Below are 20,038 nucleotides of genomic sequence, written 5' to 3'. Positions count from 1 at the left end.
GGCGGTACGAGGGCCTACGCCAGCAGCCCGAGGTGGACCGGCTCGCGCGGGGTGTCCGCCAGCAGCTCCGCCAGGCGCGGCGGCCACACCGGCTCGCCGAGCGCGGCCAGCCGGTCCGCCGGGAGCCACTGCCAGTGGATGTCCGGGGCCTCCAGCACCGGTTCGCGGTGCGGGCCGGTGGTGACGTAGATGTGCTCGTGCTGGCGTACGGGTATCCCCTGATGGGTGAAGTCGTGCTCCCAGGTGCACAGCAGCCGGCCCGGCTCCAGGTCGGTCCAGCCGGTCTCCTCGCGCAGCTCCCGCCGCACGCAGTCCTCCGGGGTCTCCCCGGGGTCGATGCCACCGCCGGGCGGCAGCCAGTGGATGCCGACCTCCACGTTGTTCTCCCGGAAGAGGAACACCGCCCCGTCCGGGGAGAGGATGACAACGCGCGCCGCATGCCGTGGAGTTCGTCTCATCGGATCAGCGTACGCGTCGAACGCGGGGCCGTGGATCGCACTGGTGGGCGCATCCGGCGGGCGGGGCGCGCGGGACGCGGGACGCGGGAGGCCGGGCCGGGCGGGGGTCCTGCTGTACGGTCGATTTGATGAGCGAGAACCGTCGAGCCAGCTCCCGCACCGCCCGTGCGGCCCGTGAGCCCCGTACGACGTTCACGGGGCGCCGCACCGCACTGGCGGCCGCCCTCGGGCTGATGACCTTCGCCGTCGGCTGGGTGTGCGTGGCCCATGACCCGGCCGGGACGGCGGGCGCCCCCGCGCACGCCCGCACCGACTCCCGCCCGGCGGCCGCCCCCCGCGCCGCCCGCGACGTCCCGCGCTCGGTGATGCAGGGCCTGACGGGCATCAGCGAGGCCACCCGGGCCCGGATCCCGGCCGGTTCCCGGCAGCTGGTCCTGGTCACGGGCAAGGCGCAGGACTCCTCGGAGTCGACCGCCTCCCTGTACACGCGGCCGTCGGCCGGGGCCGACTGGACCAAGGTCCAGAGCTGGCCGGCCCGCAACGGCGCCAAGGGCTGGTCCACCGAGCGCGCGTACGGCGACCTCACCTCACCGGTCGGCGTCTTCCCCCTGACGGACGCGGGCGGCCTGCTGACGAAGCCGCCGGGCACGAGGCTCCCGTACGACGAGAGCGACGGCTTCGTGGCCACGGGCCGCGGGGTGAACGGCGAGTCCCTGGAGGGCTCCTTCGACTACGTCGTCGCCATCGACTTCAACCGCCGCCCCGGCAACTCCCCCCTGGACCCGGTCAAGCCGGAGGGCGAGGAGAAGGGCGGCAACATCTGGCTCCACGTGGACCACGACGGCCCCTCCCAGGGCTGCGTAGGCATCCCGAAGGACGGCATGCGCACCCTCCTCCAGTTCCTGGACCCGTCCGCGAACCCGGTCATCGCGATGGGCCCCCAGGGCTTCTGACCCTCAGTCGGTCAGATCCAGGACGCGCACCGGTTCGCCCTCCCAGCGCTTCGGGAAGACCGTGGCGACGACCGCGCCGTCCGGCCGCTCGGGCGTGGGCTGGGCCGCGTACCGGCTGTGTGCGGCGGCCCAGGTGTCCTGCCCCGCGACGGCCAGTGCGGCGGGCAGGTCCAGGTCGAGGATGGTGATGCCCGGCAGGGCGGCCAGGTGCTCCGCCGTGCCGGGCCGGACCCGGTCCGCCTCGACCAGTGCGCAGGTGGGCGCGTACAGGAACCAGCCGGCCTCGGCGTGCGCCCGGTGGATCAGCCGGGAGGCGAGGACGTTGCCCTGGCCGGCGGCCAGCATGGCCGTCTCGTCCAGGACGATGTGCGTTTCCGTCACCGGTCCCTCGCCTCCGCCAGGCGCCGGTCGAGCTCGTCGTCAAGGTCCCGCTGCTCGGCCGGGGTCGGGGCGTAGCCCGTCCAGGCGTGCAGGGCGGCGCGCGCCCGCTCCGCCCGTTCGGCGCGCTCCGCCGGGGTGAGCAGGGTCTCCGCGAGCCGCGCCAGGTAGGCGCGCAGCGACAGCCCCTCGGCCGCGGCTATGGCGGCGAGTCTGTCCTTGGCTTCTTCGGGGATGCGGATGTTGGCGTCGGCCATGAGGGTGCTCCTTCCCATGAGAGAAGGGTACGGGTACGCACCCGTACCCGCAATGTCCGCGCCCCGCGCGATCGGGGCACGGGTCTTGTCTGACGGGGTGTCAGGTATCACCATGGGGCCCGCGGTGGCCGGGCGGGTTCGTGGGTGATGGGGAGGCGGGAGCGTTATGGGGCGTGTGTTTCCGGAAGGGCGGCTGGTCTACGGGATGCAGCTGCCGGTGCAGTCGCAGAGCACCCTCTACGCCGAGCCCTGGGAGGCGTCGGCCGGGGCGGCCGATCTCGCCGCCGTGGCGCGGGCCGCCGAGGGGGCCGGGTTCGGGTATCTGGCCACCTGTGACCATGTGGCCGTCCCGCGCCGGCTGGCCGGGGCCATGAGCACCGTCTGGTACGACCCCGTCGCCACGCTGTCCTTCCTCGCGGGGATCACCGAGCGGGTCCGGCTGCTCAGCCATGTCGCGGTCCTCGGGCTGCGTCACCCGCTGATCAGCGCCAAGCAGTACGCCACCCTCGACCACCTCTCCGGCGGCCGCCTGATCCTCGGGGTCGGCGCCGGGCATGTGCCGGAGGAGTTCGAGGTGCTGGGCGTGGACTTCGCGCGGCGCGGGGCCGTCCTGGACGAGACGCTGGACGCGCTGCGGGCGGCCCTCGGGCCCGAGGAGTATCCGGAGTTCGAGGGGGAGCTGTTCGCCTTCCGGGACCTCGGCCAGCTGCCGCGCCCCGCGCAGGAGCGGGTGCCCGTCTGGGTGGGCGGCTCCTCGGCCGCCGCCGTGCGCCGGGCCGCGGTCCGCGGGGACGGCTGGCTCCCGCAGGGCGACCCGCGCGACCGGCTCCCGGCGCAGATCGCCCGTATCAGGGAACTGCGCGCCGAGGCCGGGGTCGGGGCGCCCTTCGAGGTCGGCGCCCTCACCGAGCCCCTGTACGTCGGCGAGCCCGGCTGGGACACCGGCCGCCGCACCCTGACCGGCAAGCCGGAAGCGCTCGCCGCCTCCCTGCGGGAGTACGCGGAGCTCGGCGTGGACCAGATCCAGGTCCGCTTCCGCAGCCGCGACCGCGCCGAACTGGTCGACCAGATAACCGCCTTCGGGGCCGAGGTCGCCCCGCACCTCACCTAGCCGCAAGGGAGCCCCGGCATGGGCAAGCTGGACGGGCGCGTCGTCCTCATCACCGGCGCGGCGCGCGGCCAGGGCGAGCAGGAGGCCCGGCTCTTCGCCGCCGAGGGCGCCAAGGTGCTGCTCGGGGACGTGCTGGACGAGCAGGGCGCGGCGGTGGCCGAGGAGATCGGCGCGGACCGGGCCCGGTACGTACGGATGGACGTGGGCCGGGAGGAGGACTGGGCGGCGGCCGTCGCCGCCGCGAAGGAGACCTTCGGCCATGTGGACGGCCTGGTCAACAACGCGGGCATCCTGCGCTTCAACGCGCTGACCGCGACCCCGCTGGAGGAGTTCCAGCAGGTGGTCCGGGTCAACCAGACCGGCGCCTTCCTCGGCATCAGGGCCGTGGCCCCCGAGATCGCCGCCGCGGGCGGCGGCACCATCGTCAACACCTCCTCGTACACCGGCCTGACCGGCATGGCCTGCGTCGGCGCCTACGCCGCCACGAAGGCGGCCGTCCTCGGCCTGACCCGCGTGGCCGCCCTGGAGCTGGCGCCCCGGGGGATCCGGGTCAACGCGGTGTGCCCCGGCGCGGTGGACACCCCGATGGCCAACCCCGGCCTGCTGGACCCGGCGCACCTCACCGACGAGGCCAGGGAGGCCATGGCGGAGCTCTACCGCCGGGTGGTGCCGCTGGGGCGGGTGGGGCGCCCGGAGGAGGTCGCCCGGCTGGCGCTGTTCCTGACCGGCGAGGACTCCTCCTACATCACCGGCCAGCCGTTCGTCATCGACGGCGGATGGACGGCGGGCGTCAGCATCGCCTGATGGAGCGTCAGCTCTTGACGCTCCCGCCCCGCCGGTGGAACAGTCGGGGCATCAAATCTGACGGCTCGTCAGAAATCAAAGGACGGTGAACCCCCGTGGAATTCGGGCTCTTCGTGCAGGGCTACGTGCCCGAGGCGCGGTCCAAGGTCGACCCCGAGGCGGAGCACAAGGCGCTCGTCGAGGAGACCGAGTACGTCATCCAGGCCGACCGCTCCGGCTTCAAGTACGCCTGGGCCTCCGAGCACCACTTCCTGGAGGAGTACTCGCACCTGTCGGCGAACGAGGTCTTCCTCGGCTACCTCGCCCACGCCACCGAACGCATCCACCTCGGCTCCGGCATCTTCAACCCGCTCGCCCCGGTCAACCACCCGGTCAAGGTGGCCGAGAAGGTCGCCATGCTCGACCACCTCTCCCGCGGCCGCTTCGAATTCGGCACCGGCCGCGGCGCCGGCAGCCACGAGATCCTCGGCTTCCTCCCCGGCATCGAGGACATGAACGCCACGAAGGAGATCTGGGAGGAGACCATCGCGGAGTTCCCCAAGATGTTCCTCCAGGAGGAGTACGAGGGCTTCCAGGGCAAGCACTGGTCGCTGCCGCCGCGCAAGGTCTTCCCCAAGCCGTACGGGAAGGCCCACCCGGCCATGTGGTACGCCGCCGGGTCCCCGTCCTCGTACGCCATGGCCGCGAGCAAGGGCCTCGGCGTGCTCGGGTTCAGCGTGCAGAAGGTCTCCGACATGGAGTGGGTCCTCGACCAGTACAAGACCGCCGTCCGCGAGGCCAGGGCCATCGGCGCCTTCGTCAACGACAACGTCATGGTCACCTCCACCGCGATCTGCGCCGAGACCCACGACAAGGCCGTCGAGATCGCCGTCAACGCGAACATGAACCGCTTCCAGTCCCTGGTCTTCCGCTACCACGACACCTTCCCGCGCCCCGAGGCCATCCCGCAGTGGCCCGAGACACTGCCCGCCTACAACGCGGAGATCATTGAGCTGCTGATCGCGGAGGAACTGCTGATCTGCGGCGACCCGTCGGAGGTCCGGGCCCAGTGCAAGCGCTGGGAGCAGGCGGGCGCGGACCAGCTGTCCTTCGGACTGCCGACCGGTGTCTCGTACGAGGACACGATGACCACGATCAAGCTGATCGGCGAGCACGTGATCCCGCAGATCGACACCGACCCCGTCCACCGCACCACCCGCTTCCGCCAGGCCGCCTGACCCCCGCGGGGGCACCGGCAGAAGGGACGTCATGCTCGACCATCTGATCAAGGGCGCGACCGTCGTGGACGGCACCGGCGCCCCCGCCCGCATCGCGGACCTCGGCATACGCGACGGCCGCATCGCCGTCATCGCCGCCCCCGGCACCGTCACCGAGGAGGCCCGCACCAGCGAGGACGCCACCGGCCTCGTCCTCACCCCCGGCTTCGTCGACCCGCACACCCACTACGACGCCCAGCTCTTCTGGGACCCGTACGCCACCCCCTCCATGAACCACGGCGTCACCACCGTCGCCGGCGGGAACTGCGGCTTCACCCTCGCCCCGCTCCACCCGGACCGCCCCGAGGACGCCGACTACACGCGCCGCATGATGAGCAAGGTCGAGGGCATGGCGCTGGCGGCCCTGGAGGAGGGCGTCGACTGGAGCTGGTCCACCTTCGGCGAGTACCTGGACGCCCTGGAGGGCCGGATCGCCGTGAACGCCGGGTTCATGGTCGGGCACTGCGCCCTGCGCCGGCACGTCATGGGCGAGGACGCCGTCGGCGGCCAGCCCAGCCCCGAGCAGCTGCGGCAGATGCTGGACCTGCTCCACGAGGCCATGGACGCCGGTGCCTGGGGCCTGTCCACCACCCAGTCCTCCACCCACTCCGACGGCTCGGGCGCCCCCGTCGCCTCCCGGCACGCCCGCCCCGAGGAACTGCTCGCGCTCTCCCGCGCGGTCTCCGAGCACGAGGGCACCCAGCTCGAAGCGATCGTCGCCGGCTGCCTCGACCAGTTCTCCGACGAGGAGATCGACCTCTTCGTCGCCATGAGCGCCGCCGCCGGCCGGCCGCTCAACTGGAACGTCCTCACCATCGACGCCTCCGTCCCCGAACGGGTCCCGCGCCAGCTGGTCCCCAGCGAACGCGCCCGCAGGGCCGGCGGGCGGATCGTCGCGCTCACCATGCCGATCCTCACCCCCATGAACATGTCCCTGGGCACCTTCTGCGCCCTGAACCTCATCCCCGGCTGGGGCGAGATCCTGGGCCTGCCCGTCCCCGAGCGGATCGCCGCGCTGCGCGATCCCGGCGTACGCGGCGAACTGCTGCGCCGCGCCGACAGCAAGGAGGCCGGGGTCTTCCGGCGGCTCGCGGACTTCGGCCGCTACGTCATCGGCGACACCTACAGCAAGGAGAACGCGGGCCTCTCCGGCCGGGTCGTCGGCGAGATCGCGGCCGAGCGCGGCCAGGACCCCTTCCACTGCCTGGTGGAGATCTGCGCCCACGACGAGCTGCGCACCGTGCTGTGGCCGATGCCCACCGACAACGACCCGGCGAGCTGGGCCCTGCGCGCCGAGACCTGGCAGCACGAGGACGTCATGCTCGGCGGCTCCGACGCCGGCGCCCATCTGGACCGGATGTGCGGAGCCCCGTACACCACCCGCTTCCTCGGGGACTGCCTGCGCGGCCGCAAGCTGGTGCCGCTGGAGCAGGCCGTACGGATGCTCACCGACGACCCGGCCCGGCTGTTCGGGCTGCGCGAGCGCGGCCGCCTCGCCGAGGGCTACCACGCCGACCTCGTGCTCTTCGACCCCGAGCGGATCGAGGCGGGCCCGGCCACGCTCGTGCACGACCTGCCCGGGAACAGCCCCCGGCTGGACGCGCGGGCCATCGGCATCGTCTCCGTACGGGTCAACGGCGTCGAGACCGTCCGCGACGACGAGGTGACGGGCGCCGTCCCCGGCATCGTGCTGCGCTCCGGCCGGGACACGAGGACGGTGAGCACCCGGTGAGCGCCCAGCCCCTCTACATCGGCGGCGCGTGGGTGGAGCCGGCCGGCGGCCACTACGAGGTGATCGACCCGGCCGACGAGACGGTCGTCGGGCTGGCCCCCGAGGCATCGCGCGAGCAGGTCGCCGAGGCCGCGGCCGCCGCGGCCGAAGCCTTCGGGAGCTGGTCGCGGACCAGGCCCGAGGAACGCGCGGCGATCCTGGACCGCGCGGCGGACATCATGCAGCGCGAGTCCGGGCCGTGGACGGCCCTCGCGCAGGCGGAGACCGGAGCCCCGGCCGGTATCGCCCGCGCGATGCAGGTCGGGGTGGGCGTGGCACGCTTCCGGCGGTACGCGAGAGGCGCGCTGGAGCCGGTGGAGAAGGGGCTGCCGCCGCAGCTCACCGAGGCCGGGCCGATGGGCGGCGCGGCCGTGCTCGGCGCGCTGGAGGTGCGCCAGCCGGTCGGGGTGGTCACCTGCATCACCTCATACAACAACCCGTGGGCCAACCCGGCGGGCAAGGTGGCACCAGCCCTGGCCATGGGCAACACGGTGCTGGTGAAACCGGCCCCGCAGGACCCGCTGTCGGTGTTCCGGATGGCGCAGGCCCTGCACGAGGCGGGGGCCCCGCCGGGCGTGGTCAACGTGGTGAACGGCCGCTGGGTGGCGGTCGGCGAGGCCGCGGTGGACTCCCCGTACGTGGACATGGTGTCCTTCACCGGCTCCACGGCCGTCGGGCAGCGCATCGCGGAGGTCTGCGGCCGGACGATGAAACGGCAGCTGATGGAGCTCGGCGGCAAGGGCGCGGCGGTGGTCCTCGACGACGCCGACCTGGACGCGGCGGTGCGCGGCATCGGCACTACCTTCTCCTTCTACTCCGGGCAGATCTGCACCGCCCCGACCCGGGTGATCGTGCACCGGTCGGTCTACGGGCAGCTGGTCGAGAAGCTGACCGGATACCTGGCCCACATGAAGGTCGGGCATCCGGGCGAGCGGGGCACGGTGGTCGGCCCGGTCATCTCGGCGGAGCACCGCGACCGCGTGGAGTCGTACATCGAGCTGGGCCGGAAGGAGGGCGCGCGGATCGCGTACGGGGGCGAGCGGCCGGTGGTCGGCGGCGCGGGGGAGGCGGGCAGGGGCTTTTACGTGGCCCCGACCCTCCTCGTGGACTGCACGAACGACATGCGGGTGGCCCGGGAGGAGATCTTCGGGCCGGTGGTCGTGGTGGTCCCCTTCGACGGGGACGAGGAGGAGGCGGTCCGGCTGGCGAACGACAGCGACTACGGCCTGATCAGCTACGTGTGGTCCCGCGACGCGGCGCGCGCCTTCCGCGTGGCGCGGCGGCTGCGCGCGGGCGGGGTGGGCGTGAACACCGTCGGCCGGAACATGGAGGCCCCCTTCGGCGGCTTCAGGCGCAGCGGGGTCGGCCGGGACGTGGGCTCCTACGCCCTGCACGCCTACAGCGAGGTGCAGTCGATCGTCTGGACTACTTAGGCCGTCCCGCGGGCGGGGTCAGGGCGCCTCCAGGGAGAAGGCGGCCTCGCCGCGCACCCGGCCGTTCACCTGGAGCTGCACCAGATGCTCGCCGGAGTGGTAGCGGCGGGTGGTGATCGGCTTGAAGGAGTGCCGCCGGGTGCCGCCCAGGGTCTCGCCGGGGGCCAGGGCGCGGGTGACGAGCTTGAACACCTTCGGGGTGCGGGTGCCGTTGGCCTTGGCGTGGTGCACCACGTAGTCGATCACCAGTTCGGCGGGGAGGGTGCCGGTGTTGGTGACCGCCCAGTCGAAGACGAGGTGGTCGCCGACGGCGATCCGCGGGGTGGTCACCACCGGCCCGTCCACCGCGACCGCCACGTCCGGGGAGTGGCCCAGCAGGGTCAGGGCCTCCGGCCGGCCGGCCTTGATCAGCGTGCGCAGGCCGTGGCGGACCACGCGGTCCGTGGTGGCGTCGGGGGCGGCCAGCCAGCGGGCGGCGGTCTCCACGGCCAGGGCGGGGTGGTCGCGGCTGATGTCGTTGAGGTGGTTGGAGACGGAGCGGCGGACATAGTCGGAGGGGTCGCGGTAGAGGGCGTCCAGGACGGGCAGGGCGGGGCGCGGGTCCGCGACGAAGGCGGGCAGCTGCGGGGCCCACGGCAGCCGGGGCCGGGTGCCCTCGCTGGCGAGGCGCCGTACGTGCGGGTCCGGGTCGCCGGTCCATTCCCGTACGACGGCCAGGGCGCGGGCCGGGTCGGCGCGCAGGAAGGGCCGTACCGCGGATTCGGCGGTCAGGCGCGGGGTGAGCGCGCGCAGCAGGGCGAGGCCCGGCTCGAAGGCGGCCAGGCCGCGCACGGCGACGGCCTCGTTCACCGGGAAGGTCATCCAGCCCGTGAAGGCGGGATCGCTGAGGGCGGTGCGCACCACGGCCTCGAAGCCGGGCCAGTCGGCGGGCAGGTCGGCCAGCACGGCATCGCGGATGGCGGCGACGCGGCCGCTGTAGGACAGCCCGTCGAGCGAGCGGGCGCGCTCCAGCAGGGCCGGGGCGGACCGGCTGCCGGCCGCGCGGGCGAGCAGCCGGGCGAGGTGGGTGACGGTTTCCGCACTGAGCAGTTCATCGGCCGTGGGCATGGGGCCAGTGTCGCGGAGGGCACTGACAACGGGCGGGGGCAGGCGGCGGCGGGCGGGAACGGCCGCTGTTACCAGTGGTCACCGCAAAGTCACGAGGGAAAGTTTGGAAACGCCCAAAACGGACATGCCTGCGGTTTCCGTATGCCGAAAAGCCGTCGGTGGCTCCTCGCGAACCACGGGTGGATGCCTCAGCGAACCTTGTATTAAGTCCGTATGAATGCTGCGTGTCTCAGGATTCGAAGGAAATCCAGGGCTCCGGCTTCCGGAGTTCAAACTTCCAGATGTGGAAAACGCAGCATCTAACGTCCTGACCCATGACTCAGCTGGACGTGCGGCCTCGGGCCGGAGACACGGTAAGCGGCGTCGCCGACGGCGATGTCCGCGGCAAGGGCCTCGGCAAGGGGTCCGTAGGGCTCTTGGGCAGCGCCGTCATCGGCATCTCCACCGTCGCCCCCGTCTACTGCCTGACCTCGACCCTCGGCTCCACCGCCGGCGAGGTCGGCCTGCAGATGCCGGCGATCTTCCTCGTGGGATTCCTGCCCATGCTCCTGGTCGCCTTCGCGTACCGCGAGCTCAACAAGGCCATGCCGGACTGCGGCACCTCCTTCACCTGGACCGTGAAGGCGTTCGGCCCGCGCATCGGCTGGATGTGCGGCTGGGGCCTGGTGATCGCCACGATCATCGTGCTCTCCAACCTCGCGGGCGTCGCCACCTCCTACTTCTGGCTGCTGGCCGGTGAGATCACGGGCAATCCGTCGATCGCCGCCCTCGACGACAACAAGCTCGTCCACATCGCCACCTGCCTGACGCTGATCGCCCTCGCCACCGCCATCAGCTACCGCGGTATGACCGCCACCAAGGGCGTGCAGTACGGCCTGGTCGGCCTCCAGCTGCTGGTGCTCGCCGTGTTCGTCGCCATGGCCTTCCAGAAGGCGTCCGCGGGCACCTTCGACACCGGCCTGGACTTCTCCTGGTCCTGGATGAACCCCTTCGCGGTCGAGTCCATGGCGGCCTTCACCGCCGGACTCTCCCTCTCGATCTTCATGTACTGGGGCTGGGACGCCTGCCTGGCCACCAACGAGGAGACCACCGGCTCCGCGAAGACCCCCGGCCGCGCCTCGCTCATCGCGATGGTCGTCCTCGTCGGCTCCTACCTGGCCACCGGCGTCGCCGCCCAGATGGCCGTCGGCTCCGGCGGCGAGGGACTCGGCCTCGCCAACGAGGAGACCTCCGACAACGTCTTCGCCGCCCTCGCCGGCCCCGTGATGGGCCCGGTCCTCGGCATCCTGCTCTTCGTCGCCGTCCTGGCCTCCGCCGCGGCCTCCCTGCAGACCACCTTCATCCCGGTGGCGCGCACGGTCCTCGCGATGTCCACGTACGAGGCGCTGCCGCCCTCCTACGCCAAGGTCCACCCGCGGTTCAAGACCCCCGGCCGCGCCACCGTCATGGCGGGCGTCGCCACCGGGCTCTTCTACACGGTGATGACCCTGGTCAGCGAGAACGTCCTCACGGACACGATCTTCGCCCTCGGCCTGATGATCTGCTTCTACTACTCGCTGACGGCCTTCGCCTGCGCCTGGTACTTCCGCGCCGAGCTGCGCCGCTCCTCCCGCGACCTGTTCTTCAAGGGCGTCTTCCCCGTCCTCGGCGGGGTGCTGCTGGCCGCGGTCTTCTGCAAGACCCTCTTCGACATGTGGGACCCGGCCTACGGCTCCGGCTCCACGGTCCTCGGCGTGGGCAGCGTGTTCATCATCGGCGTCGGCCTGCTCGCGCTCGGCCTGGTGATCATGTTCGTCACCGAGCGCCGCAGCCCGGCCTTCTTCCGCGGCGAGGTCCTGACGAAGTCCACGCCGTCGCTGGTCGACGAGAGCTGACCTCCGCGTCGCACGTCAACCGGGTGAGTCATACGACGGCCCCGGACCGGTCCCCCCGGTCCGGGGTCGTCGGCGTGTCCGGCACTCCTCGTGTTCCGGGTGGTGACCCCGGGTGCGGTGGGGTCGTTGGGCCGGGCATGACTGCCATCAAGCGCACCCTCGCCTCCCTGGTACTGACCGGGGGCGCCGCCCTCGCCCTCACCCCCGTCGCGGCGCACGCCGACGCCACCGCCGACCAGGCGCCGCCCGTCGCCGGGCGGGTCCTGGAGATCGTCGACCACCCCGCGCAGACCGTCGAGGACACCAGGACCGCGATCGGCGTCACCGCGGGCGCGGTCGGAGCGGCCTCCCAGGCCACGGACACCTCCCTCGCGGGCGCCGGCTCGGCCCTGGGCTCCGGCCTGCCGAAGACCCCGAAGGCGGGCTGAGCGGAACGCGCCGGGCGGAACGGGCCGGGCGGAACGGGTGGGGCGGTCGGCGCGGACCGCTCGTTGAGCAGCGCATGATCCTCTGGCTGCTCAACCACCTCAGTACGTCCGTCATCGCCGTGCTCCTCGTCGGCGGCCTCACCGGCCTCGCCGTCGCCGGGAGCGCGGCCGCCCGCCGCCGCTTCCCGCATCTCGCGGGCGGCGAGCACAACGAGATGGTCGGGGTCGCGCTCGGCATGTTCGGCGCGATCTACGGCATCATCCTGGCCTTCGTCGTGGTCACCCTGTGGACCCAGCGGGAGAACACCGAGACCATCGTCGCCGCCGAGGCCAGCGGGCTCGCCGCCGTGGTCCGCAGCGCCGACGCCTTCCCCCCGGCCGACCGCGCCCGCGTCCAGACCGCGGTGGGCGCGTACACCCACGCGGTGGTCGAGGTGCAGTGGCCGCTGATGCGCGAGGGCCGTCCCAGCTTCGAGGCCACCGCCGCCCAGACGCACGGCCTGTACGAGGCCCTGCTCGCGTACGAGCCGCGCGGCCCCCGGGCCGAGACCTTCTACGCGGAGGCCGTCACCCGCCTGGGCGACGTCAACACCCAGCGCCGGGCCCGCGTCACCATGGCCGAGACCTCGCTGCCGGTGCTGCTCCAGGTCCTCGTGTACGGGGGCGCGTTCGTGATCGTCCCGCTGACGTTCCTGTTCGGCCTGCGCAGCCTGCGGATGCAACTGCTCTTCGTGGCCGCGGTGTCCGCTCTGATCGGCTTCAGCCTGCTCCTGGTGGTGGCCCTGGACCGCCCCTTCGCCGGCGACCTGAGCGTGACCCCGACCCCGTACAAGGAGGCGGCCCTGTCCCGCTTCTGGCCCCAGGAGCGGCCGGAGGAGCCGTCAGCCTCCCGATGAGCCGGCCGGGACCGGAGCGGTGCGGGCGGGCTCGGCGGGCGGGGCCGGGGGCGCCGGGTGGCGGCGGTTCACGGACTGCTGCACGCGGCGGCCCAGGCGCTGCATGGGCATCTCCACGAAGCGGTACATCAGGTGGCTGACGGCGAGCAGCACGCCGAGGAAGATCGCCGTCCAGGCGATCCGGCCGAGGACCGAGGTGGGCAGCGGCGGGATGCCGAAGACCGGTTCGATGGTGCGCAGCAGCGGGATGTGCACCAGGTAGAGGGAGAAGCTGACGGCGCCGAGCCAGGTGAGGACCTTCGGGAAGTGCCGCTTGCGCAGGAGGAAGCCGACGGCGAAGAAGGCCCAGGCGGCGAAGTAGGAGAGGGACCAGGACTGCCAGCTCGCGGTCCAGGTGTGCTCGACGATCTCGCCGCGGTTGTGGAGCCAGCCGACGAGCACGCCCGCGACGATGACGAAGCCGCAGGCGAGCAGGGCGGGGGTGCGGCCGAGCTGGCCGTGCTGCGCCCGGTAGACCGCGGTGCCCGCGAACATCGTCGCGAAGATCATCCAGGTCTCGAAGGCGGGGGCGCGGCCGTTGAGGCTGATCAGCACCAGGCCGACGCCGGCCAGCAGCAGGGCGCCGGCCTGGGTCAGGGCGCGGTTGCCGCTGAGGACGGCGGCGAGACCGGCGATCACCAGCGGGGTGACGATCAGCAGGAGCAGGCGGACCGAGCCGGGGCCGGAGACCAGCAGATGGCTGCCGACGGCGGTGCCGACGGCGAGGGCGACGCCGGCGAGGGCGACCGCGATGGGGGCGCTGTGGCGGTGCAGGTTCCGGGTGAAGAGGGCGGTGACGAGGAAGTAGAAGACCATCTCGTAGCAGAGCGTCCAGGTGACGTTCATGCCGTTGACCACGCCGAGCAGGTCCTGGAGCATGAGGCCGTTGGCCACCAGGGAGACGAGGTCGTCGCCGGTGCGCAGGAGGGCGACGGAGCCGTCGCCCTTCGGCAGCATCATGATCGAGAGCGCGAACGCGGCGATCAGGGCGGGGTAGATCCGGAAGATCCGGCCTATCCAGAAGCCGCGGACGTCGCCCCGGCGCTCCAGCGAGGCGGGGATGATGTAGCCGCTGACGATGAAGAACAGCATGACGCCGAACAGGCCCATGTCGAAGTTCCGCCAGATCGTGCCCCCGAACGGCAGCATGCGCAGCACGTCGAAGTGGTGCAGTGCCACGATCAGGGCGGCGATGCCGCGGAGCGCGTCCAGCCAGCCGAGCCGGGCGGCGCCCGGTGCCGGGGCACCGGAGGCGGAGGCGGCGGGCGGGGCGGACGGGCGCCGGAGGGGTCGGTTCATCAGCTTCACCGCAGGGACGATAGCCGACGCCTCCGCGGCGCCGCCGGGCGCCGGTCACCGCCACCGCCGCGCACAGCGGGTCGTGGAGCGCGGGCGTCCCGTGGAATACCGCTGCCCGGGGCCGGAGTTGCATGCGAGGTACTTGCCGTTCGGAGCATCGGAGCAGCGGACATGACCATCGACAGCAGCAGCAGCGCCACCGGCCCGGATGCCGCCCCGCGCACGTTCCTCTTCGTCCTCGGCAGCGCCCGGCCGGACGGCAACACCGAGATCCTGGCCCGGGCCGCCGCCGAGCAGCTGCCCGCCGGGACCGCCCAGCACTGGGTGGACCTGACGAAGGACCCGCTGCCCGACTTCCAGGACGGCCGGCACGAGGACGGGACCTGGCCGGTGGGGGAGCGGGAGGAGGAGCTGCGGCGGCTCACGCTCGCCGCCACCGACGTGGTCATAGCCTCGCCGCTGTACTGGTACTCCCTCTCCGCGCACACCAAGCGCTACCTGGACTACTGGTCGGGCTGGCTCGGCGTACCCGGTCTGGACTTCAAGCGGCGGATGGCGGGGCGCACCCTGTGGGGCGTCACGGCCATGGCCGACCGGGACGAGATCGTCGCCGACGGGCTGCGCACCTCCCTGCACCACACGGCGGCGTACATGGGGATGCGCTTCGGCGGCGTCCTGCTCGGCAACGGCTCCCGGCCGGGCCAGGTGCGGGACGACGAGCGGGCGCTGATCCGCGCGAAGACCTTCTTCGCGGGCGCGGCGCCGCTCGTCCGCTTCCCGCACGAGGAGCAGTAGGCGGGCGGCCGCCGCTCAGAGGTACTGGGCGAAGCCGTCCAGCCGGCGCAGCACCTCGTCCCGCGGGGCGGACGGGAGCTGGAGGACGACCTCCTCGATGCCGAGGTCGGCGTAGTGGGCGAGCTTGCCGGGGCTGGGGTGGACGGCGTACGGGACCACCTGGAGGGATTTCGGGTCGCGCCCGGCGGTCTCCCAGACCCGGCGCAGTACGGGCAGGGCCTCGGTGAGGCCGCCTCCGCCGATGGGGAGCCAGCCGTCGGCGTGGTCGGCGATCGCGGCGAACAGCTTCGGGCCGGCCGCGCCGCCGATCAGCGTGCGGGGGCCGTGCAGGGGGACGCCGGGGGCCAGCTCGCGCGGCGGCCGGGCGGGCTTCGGGAAGGCGGTGCTGGCCTGGACCGAGCAGAACTCGCCCACGTGGGCCGTCGGCTCGGGCGCCCACAGGGCCCGCATCAGGGCCATCCGGTCGCGCACCAGCTCGCGGCGGGTGCGCCACTCGACGCCGTGGTCGGCGGCCTCCTCCACGTTCCAGCCGTAGCCGATGCCGAGGGTGAGGCGGCCCGCGGAGAGGTGGTCGAGGGTGGCCGCCTGCTTGGCGAGGCCGATCGGGTCGTGCTGGGCGACGAGGGTGATGCCGGTGCCGAGCGCGAGCCGTTCGGTGACGGCGGCGGCCTGGCCGAGGGCCACGAAGGGGTCGAGGGTGCGGCCGTACATCTCGGGCAGTTCGCCGCCCATGGGGGCGGGGGTGTCGCGGCTGACCGGGATGTGGGTGTGCTCCGGCAGGTACAGGCCGTGGAAGCCGCGCTCCTCCAGGATGCGGGCGAGGGAGACGGGGGAGACGGTGCGGTCGGTGAGGAAGATGGTCGTGGCGATCCGCATGGCTGACACCTCCGGTACGTGGGACCCGCCACGGTACGGGCTGCGGGCGGCGTTGTTGAGGGGGCGTCAGCCGGCCGGGGCGGCGGCGTCGGCGACCGGGTAGCGGGCCGTCCAGCCGGAGGAGGGCGCGGCGGGGCCGTGCAGGGCGGGGCCCTGCGTCAGCTCCAGCGCGAAGTCGTCGGCGATCTCCAGCAGGGTGGCGCGGCCTTCGAGCTCGGCCAGCCAGGCGCCGGGCAGGGACGTTTCTCCGTGCAGGGCGCCGAGCAGGGCCCCGCACAGGGCCCCGGCGGCGGCCGGGCCGCCGCCGCCGTGGTGCGCGGCGAGGCGCAGCCCGTGGACGAAGTCCTCGGCGACGAGCGCGCAGTAGACGGCGACGGCGAGGGCCGCGGCGGCCTCTTCCTCTTCCTCCTCCGGCTCGGCCGAGGCCAGTGCTTCCACGGCCCGGGCGGAGGGCGGGCCCTGGGTGACGGCGGCCAGGGCGCGCTGGAGGGCGTCGGTCACGCTCCGGTGCCCCGGGCGCGCGCCGAGCAGGCCGAGGGCGCGCTGGACGGCGGAGTCGAGGGAGTCGCCGCGGGTGAGGCCGTGCACGATGACGGCGAGGGCGCCGGCGGACAGCTGGGCGGTGGGGTGGCCGTGGCTCTGCGCGGCGCACTCCACGGTCAGCTGGAGGACGAGGGACGGCTCCCAGCCGATCAGCAGCCCGAACGGCGCCGAGCGGGTGGCGGCGGAGGCGCCGCGGGCGTCGGGGTTCTTGGGGCGGTCGAGGGTGCCGAGGGTGTCGTCCGCGAAGCCGGTGAGGCAGGCGCGGTCGGGGGAGCGGCGGGCGTAGAGCCATTCCTCGCGGGCGAGCCAGCCGTTGTCGGGGCGGCGCTCGTCGGGGCCCCAGTCGTACTGCGTGGCACGCCAGCGGCGGTGGGCGCGGTGGATGTCGGTGGGCGGATGCCAGGCACCGCTGTCGCGGCGCACGTGGGCCCGTATGAGCCCGTCGACGGTGAACAGGCTGAGCTGCGTCGCAGCACCCACGACCCCGGGCCGGCCCCCGTGCACACCCCGCCCCGGGTCGCCCGGCCCCCCGAACGCGTCCCCCAGCGCCGCCCCGAGCAACACCCCCCGAACCCGCCCCCGAAACTCCTGCTGCTGAGCCCGCCCCCAGAGCCCACCCCGGGCCCCACCGGGCGCGGCGGCACCTCCGGCGGCTGTCCGCGCCCCGGCTGCCACCCGGCGCTGCCCGCCGGTGGGGGCCACGCCCGCGCTGTGCGCGGGGGCTGCGCCCGCGCCCCCGGCGGCCTCGTGGGCCGTACTCGTGCCCGGCAGCCCGGATTCGGGCTCGCCTGCCGCGTGGGCCGCAGCCTCGGGTGCAATTGCTGCGCGGGCCGTGCCCGTGCCCGTGGTGCCCCGTTCGGCGGTGGGGGTGTCCGGGGTGGGCCCGGCGGGGGGCGGTGTTTCCGGGCCGGCCGGGCCCTGGGGCGGCACGGGGACGGGTCCCGTGGTCGGTGCGGACGCCGTGACGTTGTTGTGTGTGTCGGTCACTTCTCACCCCCGGTGCCCGCCGCCCCCGCCGACCGGGTCGGTCGTTGCGCGGCGCCCGCGTGCGGAATCCGCACTGTAGTGGACAGGTTCGGTCGGATTCGGAAGGTGGGGAAGATCAGCCGGAATGTGGGTCCCCGATCAGTCGGCCCAGTCCCAGTCCCCGCCCCCGCCCCCCTCAGTCCAGTACCGGCAGCAGGGCCGGCAGGTGGCCGTCCGAGGTGCGGGCCGTCTCCTGGCGTTCCTGCGGGACCTCCCCGTACAGCGTCGTGCGCGGACGCGCCGGGCGGCCGGCCGCGGAGGCCACCGCCACCAGGTCGCGGACCGACTTGTACGAGCCGTAACCCGAGCCCGCCATCCGGGAGATGGTCTCCTCCATCAGCGTCCCCCCGAGATCGTTCGCCCCCGACCGCAGCATCTCGGCCGCCCCCTCCGCCCCCAGCTTCACCCAGCTCGTCTGGATGTTCGGGATGTGCGGGTGCAGCAGCAGCCGGGCCATCGCCGTCACCGCCCGGTTGTCCCGTACCGTCGGCCCCGGCCGCGCGATGCCCGCCAGGTACACCGGCGCGTTCGTGTGGATGAACGGCAGCGTCACGAACTCCGTGAACCCGCCCGTCTCCTGCTGGATCCGGGACAGCGTCCGGAAGTGCCCGAGCCAGTGCCGGGGCTGGTCCACATGCCCGTACATCATCGTGGACGAGGACTGGATGCCCAGCTCGTGCGCGGTGGTGATCACCTCGATCCAGTCCGCCGTCGGCAGCTTGCCCTTCGTCAGCACCCAGCGGACCTCGTCGTCCAGGATCTCCGCCGCCGTCCCCGGGATCGAGTCCAGCCCGGCCTCCTTGGCCGCCGTCAGCCAGTCCCGTACGGACATCCCCGTGCGGGTCGCCCCGTTGACCACCTCCATCGGGGAGAAGGCGTGCACGTGCATCCCCGGCACCCGCTCCTTCACCGCCCGCGCGATGTCGAAGTACGCCGTCCCCGGCAGGTCCGGATGGATGCCGCCCTGCATGCACACCTCCACCGCGCCCACCTCCCACGCCTGCGCCGCCCGGTCCGCGACCTGCTCCAGCGAGAGCGTGTAGGCGTCGGCGTCCGTACGCCGCTGCGCGAAGGCGCAGAAACGGCAGCCGGTGTAGCAGACATTGGTGAAGTTGATGTTCCGCGTGACGATGTAGGTGACGTCCTCGCCCACCACCGACTTCCGCAGGTCGTCGGCGACCCGGCACAGCGCGTCCAGCGCCGGCCCGTCCGCGTGCAGCAGCGCCAGCGCCTGCGCGTCGGTCAGCCCCTCCGGGTCGTCCGCGGCCCGCGCGAGGGCGGCCCGTACGTCCGTGTCGATGCGCTCGGGGGCCATGCCGGGCGCGGCCGCCTCGCGCAGGGCCTCCCAGTCGCCGTAGACATGGTCGAAGTCCGCGCGGCGGTCCCCGGTGCGGCCCTCGGTGTCCACGGCGGTGTGCAGGTCGGTGCGGCCGGTGCCGCCGCCGTACGCGGCGAAGCCCTCGTCGGGCTCCTGCCAGGGCCGGCCCACGACCTCGGCCGACTCGTCCGCCAGCCCGGACCCCGGATCCGCCAGCGCCCGTACGTGCGGCAGCAGCCGCGGGTCCAGCCAGGGCTCGCCGCGCTCCAGGAACTCCGGGTAGATGGTGAGGCGTTCACGCAGCGCGAAGCCCGCGGCCGCCGTCCGCGCGGCCAGCTCCTCGATGTGCGGCCAGGGCCGCTCCGGGTTGACGTGGTCGGGGGTCAGCGGGGAGACCCCGCCCCAGTCGTCGATGCCCGCCCCGATGAGCAGGGCGTACTCGGAGTCCACCAGATTCGGCGGCGCCTGGATGCGCGCGCCCGGCCCCAGCACATGCCGGGCCACCGCGATCGCCGCGGCCAGCTCCTCCAGCTCCGCGTCCGGCATCCCGCGCATCGCGGTGTCCGGTTTGGCGCGGAAGTTCTGGACGATGACCTCCTGGATGCCGTGATAGCTGCGCTGCACCCGCCGCAGCGCGAAGAAGGCGTCCGCGCGCTCCTCGTAGGACTCCCCGATGCCGATCAGCACACCGGTGGTGAAGGGGATGTTCGAGCGCCCCGCGTCCTCCAGCACCCGCAGCCGCACGGCCGGTTCCTTGTCGGGGGAGCCGTGGTGGGGGCCGCCGGGCTCGGACCACAGACGGGTGGCGGTGGTCTCCAGCATCATCCCCATGGACGGCGCCACCGGCTTGAGCCGCTGGAGCTCGGACCAGGACATGACCCCGGGGTTGAGGTGCGGCAGCAGGCCCGTCTCCTCCAGGACCCGGACGGCCATGGCGCGTACGTAGGCGAGGGTGTCGTCGTACCCGTGCGCGTCGAGCCATTCGCGGGCCTCGGGCCAGCGGTCCTCCGGCCGGTCGCCGAGGGTGAACAGCGCTTCCTTGCAGCCCATCGCGGCGCCCTCGCGGGCGATGGCGAGGACCTCGTCCGGGGACATGTACATGCCGTGCCCGTCCCGGCGCAGCTTGCCGGGGACGGTGACGAAGGTGCAGTAGTGACACCTGTCGCGGCAGAGACGGGTGAGGGGGATGAAGACCTTGCGCGAGTACGTGATGACACCGGGCCGGCCCGCGGCGGCCAGGCCGGCGTCGCGGACACGGGCGGCGGAGGCGGCGAGATCGGTCAGCGCCTCGCCGCGCGCCTGGAGGAGTACGGCCGCCTCGGTCGCGTCGAGCGCGACGCCGTCGCGGGCCCGGCGCAGCGCGCGGCGCATCGCGTTGTCGGTCGGAGCGTCACTCGGAGTGGTCATACGGCGAGC

General features: G+C 73.4%; 18 protein-coding genes. 10 read left to right on the top strand and 8 right to left on the bottom strand.

The features are described 5' to 3' along the window. Positions 1-14 precede the first annotated feature (14 nt). Positions 15-458, bottom strand: coding sequence for an NUDIX domain-containing protein (locus ABZ873_RS03190; protein WP_360864328.1), 444 nt, complete (start codon positions 456-458; stop codon positions 15-17). Between the two features lie 128 nt (positions 459-586). Between ABZ873_RS03190 and ABZ873_RS03185 the strand changes: the two genes are divergently transcribed. After that, positions 587-1,411 (top strand): hypothetical protein, encoded by an 825-nt coding sequence (locus ABZ873_RS03185; protein ID WP_360864326.1) that lies wholly within the window; start codon positions 587-589, stop codon positions 1,409-1,411. A gap of 3 nt (positions 1,412-1,414) precedes the next feature. Here ABZ873_RS03185 and ABZ873_RS03180 read toward each other — a convergent pair whose 3' ends face one another. Both ABZ873_RS03180 and ABZ873_RS03175 read right to left on the bottom strand, forming a co-directional pair. Continuing rightward, entirely contained in the window at positions 1,415-1,756 is a 342-nt protein-coding gene (locus ABZ873_RS03180) for a hypothetical protein (RefSeq protein ID WP_360864525.1), read from the bottom strand. A 32-nt stretch (positions 1,757-1,788) separates the two neighbouring features. Then, positions 1,789-2,046, bottom strand: a complete 258-nt coding sequence (locus tag ABZ873_RS03175) for a hypothetical protein (protein WP_360864523.1) — start codon at positions 2,044-2,046, stop codon at positions 1,789-1,791. Between the two features lie 166 nt (positions 2,047-2,212). Here ABZ873_RS03175 and ABZ873_RS03170 point away from each other — a divergent pair, with 166 nt between their 5' ends. The 5 genes from ABZ873_RS03170 (at position 2,213) to ABZ873_RS03150 (ending at position 8,421) form a co-directional block, all read left to right on the top strand. Beyond that, positions 2,213-3,157 carry a TIGR03619 family F420-dependent LLM class oxidoreductase gene (locus tag ABZ873_RS03170; RefSeq protein WP_360864324.1) on the top strand — a complete coding sequence of 315 codons (945 nt, stop codon included), beginning with the start codon at positions 2,213-2,215 and terminating at the stop codon, positions 3,155-3,157. 18 nt (positions 3,158-3,175) lie between these two features. Beyond that, on the top strand, positions 3,176-3,961 hold the full coding sequence (locus ABZ873_RS03165; RefSeq protein ID WP_360864322.1) for an SDR family NAD(P)-dependent oxidoreductase: 786 nt from the start codon (positions 3,176-3,178) through the stop codon (positions 3,959-3,961). A gap of 95 nt (positions 3,962-4,056) precedes the next feature. Next, positions 4,057-5,178, top strand: a complete 1,122-nt coding sequence (locus ABZ873_RS03160) for an LLM class flavin-dependent oxidoreductase (protein WP_360864320.1) — start codon at positions 4,057-4,059, stop codon at positions 5,176-5,178. Between the two features lie 31 nt (positions 5,179-5,209). Continuing rightward, positions 5,210-6,949 (top strand): D-aminoacylase, encoded by a 1,740-nt coding sequence (locus ABZ873_RS03155; RefSeq protein WP_360864318.1) that lies wholly within the window; start codon positions 5,210-5,212, stop codon positions 6,947-6,949. Next, positions 6,946-8,421: an aldehyde dehydrogenase family protein gene (locus ABZ873_RS03150; RefSeq protein WP_360864316.1), complete on the top strand. Its 1,476-nt coding sequence runs from the start codon at positions 6,946-6,948 to the stop codon at positions 8,419-8,421. The genes ABZ873_RS03155 and ABZ873_RS03150 overlap by 4 nt, the downstream gene beginning before the upstream one ends. Before the next feature lie 18 nt (positions 8,422-8,439). Here ABZ873_RS03150 and ABZ873_RS03145 read toward each other — a convergent pair whose 3' ends face one another. Then, positions 8,440-9,528: a DNA alkylation repair protein gene (locus tag ABZ873_RS03145; protein ID WP_360864315.1), complete on the bottom strand. Its 1,089-nt coding sequence runs from the start codon at positions 9,526-9,528 to the stop codon at positions 8,440-8,442. A 314-nt stretch (positions 9,529-9,842) separates the two neighbouring features. Between ABZ873_RS03145 and ABZ873_RS03140 the strand changes: the two genes are divergently transcribed. The 3 genes from ABZ873_RS03140 to ABZ873_RS03130 all read left to right on the top strand — a co-directional run bounded on the left by ABZ873_RS03140 (position 9,843) and on the right by ABZ873_RS03130 (position 12,726). Next, a complete protein-coding gene (locus tag ABZ873_RS03140) occupies positions 9,843-11,402 on the top strand; it encodes an APC family permease (protein WP_360864313.1) in 1,560 nt (519 codons plus the stop codon). A 137-nt stretch (positions 11,403-11,539) separates the two neighbouring features. Then, positions 11,540-11,830 (top strand): hypothetical protein, encoded by a 291-nt coding sequence (locus tag ABZ873_RS03135; protein WP_360864311.1) that lies wholly within the window; start codon positions 11,540-11,542, stop codon positions 11,828-11,830. Positions 11,831-11,904: 74 nt separating this feature from the next. Continuing rightward, positions 11,905-12,726, top strand: coding sequence for a hypothetical protein (locus ABZ873_RS03130; protein ID WP_360864309.1), 822 nt, complete (start codon positions 11,905-11,907; stop codon positions 12,724-12,726). On the opposite strand, the gene ABZ873_RS03125 is transcribed toward ABZ873_RS03130, so the two are convergent. Continuing rightward, positions 12,712-14,064 (bottom strand): acyltransferase, encoded by a 1,353-nt coding sequence (locus ABZ873_RS03125; protein WP_360864307.1) that lies wholly within the window; start codon positions 14,062-14,064, stop codon positions 12,712-12,714. The genes ABZ873_RS03130 and ABZ873_RS03125 overlap by 15 nt on opposite strands. Before the next feature lie 171 nt (positions 14,065-14,235). On the opposite strand from ABZ873_RS03125, the gene ABZ873_RS03120 reads away from it, so the two are divergent. Beyond that, positions 14,236-14,859: an NAD(P)H-dependent oxidoreductase gene (locus ABZ873_RS03120; RefSeq protein WP_360864305.1), complete on the top strand. Its 624-nt coding sequence runs from the start codon at positions 14,236-14,238 to the stop codon at positions 14,857-14,859. A gap of 15 nt (positions 14,860-14,874) precedes the next feature. Here the strand turns inward: ABZ873_RS03120 and ABZ873_RS03115 are convergent, their stop codons facing one another. The 3 genes from ABZ873_RS03115 to ABZ873_RS03105 form a co-directional block, all read right to left on the bottom strand. Further along, the gene (locus ABZ873_RS03115) at positions 14,875-15,735 is read right to left on the bottom strand and encodes a TIGR03619 family F420-dependent LLM class oxidoreductase (RefSeq protein ID WP_360864303.1); all 861 of its coding nucleotides are present in this window, start codon (positions 15,733-15,735) and stop codon (positions 14,875-14,877) included. 66 nt (positions 15,736-15,801) lie between these two features. After that, on the bottom strand, positions 15,802-16,842 hold the full coding sequence (locus ABZ873_RS03110; protein ID WP_360864300.1) for an ADP-ribosylglycohydrolase family protein: 1,041 nt from the start codon (positions 16,840-16,842) through the stop codon (positions 15,802-15,804). A 598-nt stretch (positions 16,843-17,440) separates the two neighbouring features. Further along, the gene (locus ABZ873_RS03105) at positions 17,441-20,029 is read right to left on the bottom strand and encodes a bifunctional FO biosynthesis protein CofGH (protein ID WP_360864298.1); all 2,589 of its coding nucleotides are present in this window, start codon (positions 20,027-20,029) and stop codon (positions 17,441-17,443) included. Between the last annotated feature and the right edge of the window lie 9 nt (positions 20,030-20,038).

Origin of the sequence: Streptomyces sp. NPDC047014, assembly GCF_040644195.1 — a bacterium.
Taxonomy (GTDB): Bacteria; Actinomycetota; Actinomycetes; order Streptomycetales; family Streptomycetaceae; genus Streptomyces.
This window is presented reverse-complemented; position numbering and strand designations above follow the sequence as displayed.